The sequence below is a fragment of the Bacillus cereus group sp. BfR-BA-01316 genome (assembly GCF_022664195.1).
GTDB lineage: Bacteria > Bacillota > Bacilli > Bacillales > Bacillaceae_G > Bacillus_A.
On the sequence record NZ_JAKUGX010000003.1, the window covers coordinates 135738 to 148138 of the forward strand.

The window sequence follows — 12401 nt, forward strand, 5'->3', positions numbered from 1 at the left end:
TTATATATCGGTAAAAGTCAGCATCTTTAGATTGTTAGGTTGATATTTTTTTCGATCTGTTTGAAATATATTTAAAAATCAGTTCCAGTCATTCGAGCTAGCATAAATGTTATTAAAAATATTGACTCGCAAGTAAAAGTTCTGATTTATTTGATGCTTAATAAGCTAAGAATAACATAAAAAGAATAGTCATTATTTTTTAGAGCATCCTAAAGTTTATCATCTAATAAGCCTGGAGTGAATCTCATGCTAAAGAGTAAACTATTCCTAATAATTTACTTAATTTTAATAATGGTCATATTTGCATCTCCGAAAGAAGGAAACGCAGCTAACATATTTGATAAAGATTTTTATGATTCCTATAACACTTTATTGGCTCCGTATGCAAGTCGAACGATTCAAAGCAAACTTGGACCTTCGCATCAGTATAGTTTAACTGATGCGAAGGTTATAAAAATTGACCGATCCCCGAAATACACTTTTAACTTCATTGTCGTTGCAAAGTATCGAACTTATACAAACGCCCATAACCCACCAAATCATGTTGTAACAATTACTTATAACATTAATCCAAGTGGAGTAAAAGTTATAAACTTCAAACAAAAGAAAGAGTAAATAAACAGTGTAGTCTATACGAACCTAGAAATTCCCTAGAAGAGGTAGTAATACTTACAACTTATATAAATAGGAAGAAGCAGAAAATGAAATATCAAATTACATTCATATAAGTTTGAATATTTCAAGATGTTAAAATTTAGATAGTTCATATATAATAGTGAAGAGAGTGGATTTTTGTAACTATTTGTAAAAAAAGGATGGTGCAAAATGAATAAAATAATACAAGCCCAATCTCAATGGGATTTGGACAGGCTATATCCTCAAGAACAAAACTTCACGTTTTCTATAGAAACGATAGAAAGATTAAAAATTGAATATAAAGCAACAAAAGATACAGTAACTCTTTCACAACTTATTCAAGCTATCGAAAAGGCGGAATATTATTTGTATTGCCGATCTACTGAAGATGATGCACAACCTGAAAATACTTTACTAAGTGTAAAAATAAATCAATTAAAGAAAGAAACTCAGCTTTTAATAGAATCTATTAAGGAACAAAATATTAATGGTAATAATTCAAGTATTAAGCTAATAGAAGATGAATTAAAAGCTTGGGAAGATATGTACATACAATTACGGTATAAGATAGAAGTAATACCCGATAAAGAGACTCTATCATTTGGACAAGCAAATTACGTTGCGATGAATAGTGATGATCATAATGAAAGATTAATAGTATTTGATTCTCTTACAAATGCTTTGAATAAGGAAAAAGATATCTTTGCTACTGTATTGAATCAAATAGGAAGATTACGTCATGCTAAAAGTGATGAAATGGAAGGGACAGAGATTTTAAAACAATCACTACAAGCAAATGGCATCTCTGAAACTGCATTATCCCAAATGTGGAATGCAACGGAACAAAATCTTACGAAGCTAGTAAGTGCTTTAAACGTATTTAAAAAGCAAAAGAATTCGATTGCATGGCACGAGCTAATGACATGGAAAGAAAGTAATGAGACTGTTATTCCTTTTTCAATAGCAGTACAAAACATATATGATGCACTAAAAAATATAGATGAAGAATTGGCACGGTTCGCATGGAATGCAATTGTGAATGGCTGGGTCGATGCTGAACCGAGAGAGAGTAAACCACCGGGTGGATTTTGTGCTCCTTTTTTCAGTGAAAAAGAATCTCGCATTTCACTTCGTTATGATGGAACAATTGATAGTGTACGAGTACTTGCTCATGAACTAGGACACGCTTGGCATTTTTATGTTATGAGTCTTGAACAATCCACTTCATTTTTAGATGATTATCTGCCAATGAGTACAGCAGAATCAGCTTCTATTTTCTTTGAGATGGTGCTTGTAGATCACTTAATAAAAACAGCAGAATGTACAGAAATGAAAAAGTCATTGCTTGGCTGGAAAATTAGAAATAGCTTTAATTATGTTATGGCAATTCGTGCATCGTTTCAGTTCGAAAAGAGTTTTTATGAAAAAAGTAAAGAAGGTCCTATAAGTGCTGATGAAATTGAGAAATTATCTATAGCCGCGCAAGAAAAGGCATACGGAAATGCACTAACAGAATATCAGCCGTTTGTTTGGATGAAATACGTTCAGTTTTATATAGCAGATGTTCCTTTTTATAATTATCCATACACATTTGGTTATTTAGTAAGTTTTAGTTTACTAGAATTAGCGAAAGAAAATAAAAGTAAATTTCATTTGAGGTATAAAGAGTTTTTACGAGAAACAGGAAAGGCCCCAGTTGAAGAATTGATGAAAAAACATTTTGATATTGATCTAACAGATTATGAATTTTGGAATAAAGCTTTTATGCAAATTCATAAAGATATTGATGAATATTTGGAGCTTGTATAATGAGTGTTTTTTTGAAAGGCTATTTTCTCGAAAGCGATAAAAGGACAAGGTGAATTATCCATCGAAAATCACGAAAATACGGCATTAGCAATGAACAAATCAGCGTTATCGTCGCCTATGACAAAAGTAGCTGGTAGAGGGCGGATTACCGCTGAGGAAATTGATTAGGCTTTAAGTGGATGCTTAGATTCTGACATTATTCTCTGCACAGACTCAGCTTCTAATTACAAGCTGTTCGCCAAGGAAAAAGTCATTCCGCATGAAACTTCTTAATGGGAATAAAGGCGTGCGGGCCAAAAAAGGCATCTATCACATTCAGCACGTCAATGCTTATCATCAGCGATTAAAGAAATGGCTGGAGTGGTTGAACGGCGTCGGAACCCACTATATCGACAACTACTTGTTTTGATTCCTCTTCTTAGAGTTACATAAACAGATGAGCAAGAACATGCTGAAATGTTCAATAGTCCTTGAATCTTGCAAAAAAGCAGTATTCTCACAAGTACGTTCATTTAGGTCAGCATGATAGGCTTGCAAAAAAACATTTACTTACTAAACTGACGAGCAATAATACGCTAGTCCCAAGCATTACATGGTATTAATTGGTCGGAACTAGATCATAGGAAAGGCAGGGATAGGTATGATATTATGGTTTCGAAATTTGCCACAGTCAATTCTGGATTTGTCGGAATGGAAACCTTTCATTCAAAATACTTGGTTTCGAAAGCATTATATGAAGTTTGTTTACCTATTAACGGTTACTTTTTTTCTAGTACCAAATTGGTTTGGGGTAAGTTTTAATCATATGACAAAATTCCCCCTTATTTTAATCATTTTTTTTGTTTTTTTAATACACGAAGCTCTTCATATTCTTGTAATAAACAATAAAGGTGATATTAGCTTAACGTTCAGAGGACTATATTTTTGACTCAATACAAATGCAATTCTTTCTAAGAAGAGATTTTGGCTCTTTATGAGCTTACCTTTTATCGTATTATCGGTAATCCCAGCTATTATTTCGTTCTTTGTATCTGGTGATATCAAATCACTCATTTTACTTATTAGTTGGATAAATTTGATAATCTCCGCCTCCGATATTGTTAATTCATTTTTAATCCTAATTAAACCAAATAAATCTGTATTTTGCAGAGGCTACTGCCGAGTAAAATCATAATCCAGCAGATTAACAAGTTCGACCTCACCAATTAATGGCAGGATTGTTCAGGCCATTCAAATGTTGTGGTATATGGAGAGTGCTTGGTGGATTCATACCAATATGGATCAACATAGTATACCACCGATGCGTTTTGCAGAAGAAATGATTTGGTTAGCTGAAAATTATGGGGAACTACATAATATGCTAGCATACTTATGAATAAAAAAAGGGGACTACATACATGAACAGAATCGGTATTATCGGAGCAATGCAAATTGAAATAGACTTACTTTTAGAAAAACTACATATAAAAGAGGACCATACAATTGCGGGAATGCCTTTTTATAAAGGAAACTACATGGATACAGAAATTATTATTACGCGATGTGGTGTAGGAAAAGTAAATGCTGCCGCATGTACACAAATATTAATTAATAAGTTTGATGTAGACACTATCATTAATACAGGAGTTGCGGGTGGATTGCATCCTGATGTGAAAGTTGGCGATTTAGTTATTTCTACAAATGTTACTCATCATGATGTTAATAAAAATCAAATGAAGAATCTATTTCCGTTTCAAGAAGAGTTTCATGCAAGCGAGGAATTAAGAGATTTAGCCCGAAAAGCTGTTAATAGTAGTAGTTTAAATATTACTGTTCATGAAGGAAGAATCGTCAGCGGAGAATGCTTCGTCGAGGATTCAAAATTAAAGGAGCAATTAGTCACTGAATATGCACCACATTGTACTGAAATGGAAGGGGCAGCAATTGGGCATGTCGCTCATATAAATGACATACCATTTCTCGTTATAAGAAGTATTTCTGATAGTGCAGATGATGAGGCACAAGTTTCATATGATGATTTCGCGAAAACTGCAGCGAATTATTGTTCAGAAATTATTGTTGAGATACTTAAAAATATTTCGAGTAAAAATGTATTGTAGTTCATAAGTAAAGAATGGGAGAGAATATCATGTTACAAGCACTAATTTTCGATATGGATGGAACTTTATTTCAAACAGACAAAATTTTAGAGTTATCACTAGATGATACATTTGATCATTTACGGTCACTACAATTATGGGATGCAGTAACACCAATTGATAAATACCGTGAAATTATGGGTGTACCTTTACCAAAAGTTTGGGAAGCACTGTTACCAAATCATTCAAATGAAGTAAGAAAACAAACAGATGCTTATTTTTTAGAGAGATTAATTGAAAACATAAAGAGTGGAAAAGGGGCTTTATATCCGAATGTAAAGGAAGTTTTCAATTATTTAAAAGAAAGTGGTTGCTCAATTTACATAGCTAGTAATGGTTTAACAGAATATTTGCAAGCAATCGTATCTTATTATGATTTAGAGCAATGGGTTACTGAAACGTTTAGTATCGAACAAATACAAACGCTTAATAAAGGAGATCTAGTTAAAGGAATTATAGGAAAATATAATATAAAAACTGCAGCAGTAGTTGGAGACCGTCTATCTGATATAAATGCAGCTAAAGATAATGGTCTAATTGCAATTGGATGTAATTTTGATTTTGCACAAGAAGATGAACTTGCTCATGCTGATTTAGTAATAGATGATTTAATGGAGTTGAAGGGAATATTACCTGAATGGAAGAATACTTACACAACGAATTGAATAAGTGAATAGACAAATGAATGCTCAGAATGATATATTCTAGAGCATTTTTATTATTTCAAAAAGATACAATTGGATATAGAAAGTAGGAGTTTAAGCTGGAAAATATACAAATTAAACAAATTGAAGATTTGCTAAAATATGAGATGAATCACCTTGTCGAAGAAAGTAAAGAAGAGGGATTTAACTTCCTATTAAAATTAATAAATGAATATGAAAGTGAAAAAAATACATTTAGTAAAACAGGTGAATGTTTATATGGAATTTTTCAAGAGGATAAGTTAATTGGAATCGGAGGATTAAATCAAAATCCGTATACGAAAGATAATAAGATTGGCCGATTAAGAAGGTTTTATATTTTAAAGGATTATCGGCGCATCGGATTAGGGAAGTTGTTATTAAAGCAACTATTAAGACATGCGGAAAAGTATTTTCACGTTGTTGTTCTACATACGGATACGAAGCAAGGTGATGAGTTTTATTGCGCAAATGGATTTTTAAAAGGAGAAGATTATAAAGGTTCAAGTCACTTTATAAGATTGTAGAAAGGTCCCATACTCATGTACGGAACCTTTCTTAAGCAATTACATCTTAACTTTCATTTGTTTCAATAACCCCTTCGGATTACCTTTTACATAATAAAAATGCGGATTATTCTCATCATCGTAAAGCATAATATAAGGTTTTTCATTAAGTGGAAGAAGGATGAGTACTTCATCAATTGTTGTATGTAACCATTGATTTGTAATAAAAGCAGGTTTAGATAAAGGGATTTTTATCATATGTCCATCTTTCGGAACGACATTTAAGTTTTTGAATGGACCGGTAATTGATTTTGCAAATTGAACTGCTTCTTTTTGAATGGTTGCATCTAAAGATTGTTTTTGGACTACCATTTCTTTTTTGCAATCAAATACTTCAATTTGTTTATTTGTATTTGCGAACGCATTTGTTGATAATAAAAAGAAAAACAGAGTAATGACTCCTATTTTTTTGAACATAAAACAACACCTCACACTTACTATACCCTCAAATGTTGTAAATATTTTTCTGTCACATTCATGTAACAAAGAAGTTGTATGATAAAATTGATATTTGTTTATAGGTAACGGAGGAAATGTAATGAAAGTATTAATCGCAGATGATGAACAAGATATGCTGAAAATTTTAAAAGCATATTTTGAAAAAGAAGGCTTCGAAGTTTTATTAGCAAAAGATGGAGAGGAAGCACTTCAAATATTTTATGATGAGAAAATTGACTTAGCTATTTTAGACTGGATGATGCCGAAAAGTAGTGGTATTACTGTCTGTCAGGAAATAAAAAAGAATTCGAGTGTAAAAGTATTAATGCTTACTGCGAAAAGTGAAAGTGAAGACGAATTAGCAGCTCTTCAAAGCGGGGCAGATGAGTACGTGAAAAAACCATTTCACCCAGGGGTGCTAATAACCCGAGCGAAAAAGCTTGTGCAGCATGAAGATGTTATTCAAGTTCAAGATGTAAAAATAGATTTCACCAAAAATAAAGTATATAAAAATGAGAAAGAATTAGACATTACAAAGACAGAATTACAATTAATAAAGTGCTTTTTAAATCATAAAGGCACGATTTTAACGCGGAAAAAGTTGTTAGATATCGTCTGGGGATTTGATTATTTTGGGGAAGAGCGAACGGTTGATACGCATGTAAGAAGGTTGCGTAAAAAAATAGGAGAAAATATTATAAAAACGCATCGCGGTTTAGGATACAGTTTGGAGGAAGAGTGTGAATAAGCTCGGTAAAAAGTTATTTTTCAGCATCTCTTTAACAGTCATCCTTATTTTTTCCATCTCTTTATTATTAATTAACTATTTTTTACCAAAATATAATGTGCACAAAACACGTGAAAGCTTAGAAGGCATTACAGCGCAAATACAGTCGATACCGCGTGAAGAACTTGATGATGCTATAAATCGCATTGAAAATGAAGGTAATGTTACGATTGCATATACATCAATAAATAATTCAGAAGATGTTATTAATGAAGAATTACGCATGCAACTTACAAAAAAGAGAGTTGCATTGAATAAACTTTGGATTACAAAAGAAGAAATTACGAAAGTGAAGAACCTCGGACAATCGAATAAAATATATGATCAAGAAAAGATAAAATCTAGTTTTTTTGCGAAATACATTGCGAAAGATGATATGTTGATTTTAGTAGGAGTTTCTATCGCACATTCCAATGAAGTGATTAAAACGCTTAACACACTTTACTTATACATTTTAGGATTCTCAATATTTCTTATTATTGTTCTTGTTTGGATTCTTTCAAAAACAATCACTACTCCGCTGAAAGAATTAAGTGAAGTCGCAGAAGATATTTCACATCTTCAGTTTAAACGAACAAAAGTGAAAACGAATGATGAAATAGGGGAGTTAGCAAATAGTATAAACATTATGAGTGATAAATTACATGAAGCACATCAAGATTTAACAGATCGAAATGACCACTTAAAACGATTTATGGGCGATGTAACTCATGAATTAAAAACACCAATCGCATTAGTAAAAGCATATTCTATGGGAATAAAAGACGGTTTAGATGATGGCACATATGTTGATACAATCATTAAACAAACAGATCAAATTTCAAATTTAATTGAAGAGTTATTGCGATTTTCTAAACTAGAAAGAGATATTTTACAAAAAGAAGAATTCCCTATTGAACCACTAGTCCAAAGTATAATAGATAAGCATAGAATTGAACTGGAGTCGAAAGAAATCAAGTTGCAAGTGAACTATAATGCTGGTGATGCGATTGTTTATGCTGATTTAAATAAAATGAGAATGGTCTTTCAAAATTTAATCTCTAATGCGATAAAATATACAACGAATCAAAATATAAAAATCACATTAGAAGAGAAAAATGACATTGTGTATTTTCAAATTCAAAATGGTATTGCTGCTGAGGGAATTAGAGAGATAGATAAAATTTGGGAGCCTTTTTACGTATTAGAATCTTCTCGTAGTAAAGAAAAATCAGGTACTGGATTAGGACTAGCGATTGTAAAAAGTATTTTAGAAAGGCATGGATTTGAATACGGGGTTTCGGTAGTAGGTGGGGAAATACAATTTTATATGTATATAGAAAGGAACTAATTGTTATTAGTTCCTTTTCTTTTATATAAACAAATTTGATAGTACTACAAATTTCTCAATTTTTTATATAAAATATAAACCGAATTTTCTGCATATTTAATGTATAGTAAAAGAAGGAACATATGGGGAGGGAAGGACATGAAGAAAAAGAAATTAGCAATTACACTATCGACTATATTATCTTTAACAATTACTTCAGGAGTTTCTAGCATGACTGTACATGCAGAAAATAAAGAAGGGACCTCTGTAAAAGAGAATGGTGTTAAGTTAAATGGACAAGTTTCAGAAGCTTTAACTCCAAATACGAAAATTCAATTGGAAAATGGGATGACGAAACCAATCTATTCACTTGATGAAGCCATTGTAGAAGATCTATTTGTAGAGACAGAAGTTGATAGTGATCGAGATGGTAAAAAAGATCGTGTATCAGTAAAGGTTATGCGTCCAAAGACGAATCCAGATGTGAAAGTGCCTGTTATTTATGAAATGAGTCCATATCGATCTGGATTAAAAGATGTTCCTGTTTATAATGTTGATGAAGAATTGTATGCGTATGAAGGAAAACCGTATGGGGCAGTTAATCTTGGGTCGTATGGTAATTATTATGTTCCGAGAGGATATGCAGTTATTTTAGGCGAAAGTATCGGAACTGGAAAATCAGATGGATGTCCGACAACTGGAGATGAACAAGAAATACTAGGAACGAAGTCTGTCATTGATTGGGTGAATGGTCGTGCAAAAGCATATACAGAGGATGGTAAGGAAGTAAATGCAAATTGGTCTACGGGCAATGTAGGGATGACAGGAGCTTCTTATAATGGTACGTTACCAAATGCTGTCGCAACGACAGGAGTGGAAGGGTTAAAAACAATTATTCCAATCGCAGCGATTAGTAGTTGGTATGATTATTATCGTGCAAATGGGGCGGTCATTGCGCCGGGTGGTTATCAAGGAGAAGATACAGATAATATGGCTGAAGCAGTACTAACAAGAAAGAACCCAGAAGTTTGCGGTCAGATCATTAAAGAACTAACAGCTGGACAAGATCGTAAAACAGGCGATTATAACGACTTTTGGGATAAACGTAACTATGTAAAAGATGTTAAGAATGTGAAGGCTAGTGTGTTTGTTGTTCACGGTTTAAATGATTGGAATGTAAAAACGAAGCAGTTCGCACAGTGGTGGGAAGCACTTGGTGAAAATAATGTTCCTCGTAAAATGTGGTTACACCAAGGTGGACACGGAGGAACATCAAGTAATAACTGGCAACAAACGCAAAATAAATGGTTCGATTATTGGTTATATGGAATTGAAAATGGGGTTATGGATGAACCGATGGTTGATGTACAACGTGAAAATAAGACGTGGCAAAAAATAAAAAATTGGCCAGATCCAGCGGCTGTACCGTCAAAAATCCGTATGTATTTAAGTAATAAAGCAGTCAATTTGCCATTAAGTATGGGATCAGTAAACAATGTTTTCTCATTAGTAGATGATGCTAAAATAAAGTCAAATCAACTAGCAGAAAACCCTGAGTTAGAAGTAGCGAATCGATTAGTATATACAGTGCCTGTACTACAAAAAGATATGCGAATAAGCGGTACGCCGAAGATTTCAATTAAAGGGAATATTGATCGGTCTGTATCAAATTTAACAGCATTACTCGTTGATTATGGCGGGGCGAAGCCTGAAATTGTAACGAGAGGTTGGATGGATCCACAAAATTTAAATAGTATAGAGAATTCAACAGCGATTCAACCTGGTAAAGATTATACATTTACATGGGACATGCAGCCAGATGATTACGTATTTAAAGCAGGACATCAAATTGGAGTCGTATTAATCGCAAGTGACTATGATTATACAATTAGACCGAAAGCAGGGACAAAGTTAACGGTGAAATTGAGTGAATTGACATTACCGATTGTGAAGTAAATGGTTTATGATGAAGAGCTTACAATAGTAAGCTCTTCTATTTATAATCAGAATTTTTGATTTTTATATTTCCAATCGGAAGGAAATATTATACAATGTAAATATATTACATGGAAAGTGAGTGGTAAATTATGATAGTCAGCTCTTTCGAATTTTCATTAAAATTTGAGGTACGGAAAGATTAAGTAAATTAGAATCTTCCGTACACATAAAACGGAGGAGAAAATAAATGTTTAGTTTTTATAGTACACTTTGTACAGAACTTTATGATTACACAAAACCTGTCGGTTATTCTTTGAATGGTGATATTGAATATTATCAAGAACGTATAAAAAGTTGTAAAGGAAGAATTCTCGAAGCAGCAGTAGGATCGGGACGTGTAATTATTCCATTACTCGAAGCAGGATTTAAAGTTGATGGGATAGATTATTCGTCTGAAATGCTAGATTCTTGCCGTAAGCGTTGTAAAGAAAGAAGTTTAAATCCTAATTTATATCAAGGAAGCTTACAACAATTTTCACTGCCACATAAATATGAAGCGATAATAATTTCTACTGGATCCTTTTGTTTAATTGAAAATCGTGATGATTCTATAAACGCTTTGAAATGTTTTTATCAACATCTTAATCCAGGTGGGCGTTTAATTGTAGACCTTGGACTTCCGTATGATTGGAAGACAGGTGAGATTCATACATCGACTTTTTCCTTACCCAGTGGAGACGGGATTACATTAGAAAATAAATCAATTGGAATAGATTGGCTTAACCAAGTAACTGTATCATATTTAAAATATGAAAAATGGAGTAAAGGACAGTTAGTACAAACTGAACTGCAACGTTTTGCAATGCGGTGGTATGGTATAGAAGAGTTTAAACTCCTTTTAGAAAGTATAGGTTTCTCTGATATTATTTGCTCTGCTGACTATGTTTATGAAAAGCAACCGTCAAATGCAGACCAAATTATTACTTTTGAAGCTGTACGAAAAGAATAGGGCGAATTTTCGGAAAGGAAGTATCAATAAAAATAAGGCAATCGATACAAAATCGACTGCCTTATTTTCTATTTTTATGTAATGGTTTGTAAAATGAATAAATAGATGGAGGGAAAAATTAATGAAATTCATTTTAATATTTGGTCCCCAAGCAGTTGGGAAAATGACAGTCGGACAAGAATTAGCGAAACTAACAGATTTGAAAATTTTTCATAATCACATGACCATTGATTTAGTAAGTCCATTTTTTGATTACAGTACGAAGGAAGCAAAAAGATTAGTAAGTTTGTTGCGTAATGAAATATTTGAAGAAGTGTCTAAAAGTGATTTATACGGAATGATTTTTACATATGTATGGGCATTTGACCTTCAATCTGATTGGGAGTATATACATCATGTAGTAAGTATTTTTGAATCAAAAGGTGGAACAGTATATTTTGTAGAGCTTGAAGCAGAACTAGGTGAAAGATTAGAGCGAAATAAAAGTCCACATAGACTAGAGCATAAACCGAAAAAAAGAGATATTAAATGGTCTGAAAAAAATTTAAAAGAAACGATGAAAAAACATAGATTAAACTCACTTCATGGTGAAATTGATAAAGAAGAGTATATAAAAATTAATAATACTAATTTGAGCGCTCAAGAAGTAGCTGTAAAGATTAAGGAAAAATTCCGATTGTAATATATTTATATGCTGTTATGTTTTATTGTCCAAGCACTCTCCTAAAAACCACATATACTATTTATAGTCAAGGTGGTCACTATTTTAATTGGGGCTTTTTTTAATATAAATGATACTTTAGGAAAGTAGGGAGAATAAATTTGGAAAACGAAGAACAAGGAAGAATTGAAAATCAAGTGTATTCTAATCGGGTTGTACGATCAGAATTTGATAAGCATTGGGAAACTTGTATTTCCAAAAGTGGTTATGTAATCTATGTAGCGACAAGTGACCATGCTGAAGTAATAGTGCTACTTTCAGATGGTTCAAGTAAATTATTAATCTTCGAAAAAGGCGGTAAAGTAGTAGTAGGTGGCGGTGGAACGAGTCATTACAGCAAACCACATATTGCAAGGAATATTTAAGG

The 12401-nt window shown here is 32.7% G+C and carries 14 protein-coding genes and 1 pseudogene; 13 read left to right on the plus strand and 2 right to left on the minus strand.

Annotated features, from left to right (window positions below; translation table 11 throughout):
* Positions 1-246 precede the first annotated feature (246 nt).
* Positions 247-615, plus strand: a complete 369-nt coding sequence (locus MR071_RS03860) for a DUF3888 domain-containing protein (RefSeq protein WP_242235027.1) — start codon at positions 247-249, stop codon at positions 613-615.
* A 210-nt stretch (positions 616-825) separates the two neighbouring features.
* Positions 826-2445 carry a M3 family metallopeptidase gene (locus MR071_RS03865; protein WP_242235029.1) on the plus strand — a complete coding sequence of 540 codons (1620 nt, stop codon included), beginning with the start codon at positions 826-828 and terminating at the stop codon, positions 2443-2445.
* An 864-nt stretch (positions 2446-3309) separates the two neighbouring features.
* Here MR071_RS03865 and MR071_RS25740 read toward each other — a convergent pair.
* A complete protein-coding gene (locus MR071_RS25740; protein WP_375337508.1) occupies positions 3310-3498 on the minus strand; it encodes a hypothetical protein in 189 nt (62 codons plus the stop codon).
* On the opposite strand from MR071_RS25740, the gene MR071_RS25745 reads away from it, so the two are divergent.
* The 5 genes and pseudogenes from MR071_RS25745 (at position 3419) to MR071_RS03890 (ending at position 5793) form a co-directional block, all read left to right on the plus strand.
* Positions 3419-3619 (plus strand): metalloprotease family protein, encoded by a 201-nt coding sequence (locus tag MR071_RS25745; protein WP_375337509.1) that lies wholly within the window; start codon positions 3419-3421, stop codon positions 3617-3619. The two genes, MR071_RS25740 and MR071_RS25745, sit on opposite strands and share 80 nt — an antisense overlap.
* A gap of 36 nt (positions 3620-3655) precedes the next feature.
* Positions 3656-3820 (plus strand): annotated as a pseudogene (locus MR071_RS03875) (homoserine kinase); the annotation flags it as partial.
* A gap of 22 nt (positions 3821-3842) precedes the next feature.
* The gene (locus MR071_RS03880) at positions 3843-4544 is read left to right on the plus strand and encodes a 5'-methylthioadenosine/adenosylhomocysteine nucleosidase (protein WP_105584980.1); all 702 of its coding nucleotides are present in this window, start codon (positions 3843-3845) and stop codon (positions 4542-4544) included.
* Between the two features lie 29 nt (positions 4545-4573).
* Positions 4574-5248, plus strand: coding sequence for an HAD family hydrolase (locus tag MR071_RS03885; protein ID WP_242235031.1), 675 nt, complete (start codon positions 4574-4576; stop codon positions 5246-5248).
* Between the two features lie 131 nt (positions 5249-5379).
* Positions 5380-5793 (plus strand): GNAT family N-acetyltransferase, encoded by a 414-nt coding sequence (locus MR071_RS03890; protein ID WP_242235033.1) that lies wholly within the window; start codon positions 5380-5382, stop codon positions 5791-5793.
* A 39-nt stretch (positions 5794-5832) separates the two neighbouring features.
* On the opposite strand, the gene MR071_RS03895 is transcribed toward MR071_RS03890, so the two are convergent.
* Positions 5833-6249: a hypothetical protein gene (locus MR071_RS03895; protein WP_242235035.1), complete on the minus strand. Its 417-nt coding sequence runs from the start codon at positions 6247-6249 to the stop codon at positions 5833-5835.
* A gap of 121 nt (positions 6250-6370) precedes the next feature.
* Here MR071_RS03895 and MR071_RS03900 point away from each other — a divergent pair, with 121 nt between their 5' ends.
* From MR071_RS03900 to MR071_RS03925, 6 genes are all read left to right on the plus strand, one after another.
* Entirely contained in the window at positions 6371-7018 is a 648-nt protein-coding gene (locus tag MR071_RS03900) for a response regulator transcription factor (protein WP_193659133.1), read from the plus strand.
* The gene (locus MR071_RS03905) at positions 7011-8387 is read left to right on the plus strand and encodes a sensor histidine kinase (RefSeq protein WP_242235037.1); all 1377 of its coding nucleotides are present in this window, start codon (positions 7011-7013) and stop codon (positions 8385-8387) included. The genes MR071_RS03900 and MR071_RS03905 overlap by 8 nt, the downstream gene beginning before the upstream one ends.
* A gap of 138 nt (positions 8388-8525) precedes the next feature.
* Positions 8526-10322 carry a Xaa-Pro dipeptidyl-peptidase gene (locus MR071_RS03910; protein ID WP_242235039.1) on the plus strand — a complete coding sequence of 599 codons (1797 nt, stop codon included), beginning with the start codon at positions 8526-8528 and terminating at the stop codon, positions 10320-10322.
* A gap of 229 nt (positions 10323-10551) precedes the next feature.
* Positions 10552-11313: a class I SAM-dependent methyltransferase gene (locus tag MR071_RS03915; protein ID WP_242235043.1), complete on the plus strand. Its 762-nt coding sequence runs from the start codon at positions 10552-10554 to the stop codon at positions 11311-11313.
* A 121-nt stretch (positions 11314-11434) separates the two neighbouring features.
* Complete coding sequence (locus MR071_RS03920) at positions 11435-11995, plus strand: AAA family ATPase (RefSeq protein ID WP_242235044.1); 561 nt, start codon at positions 11435-11437, stop codon at positions 11993-11995.
* 140 nt (positions 11996-12135) lie between these two features.
* Positions 12136-12399, plus strand: a complete 264-nt coding sequence (locus MR071_RS03925) for a hypothetical protein (protein ID WP_002147285.1) — start codon at positions 12136-12138, stop codon at positions 12397-12399.
* Positions 12400-12401 lie beyond the last annotated feature (2 nt).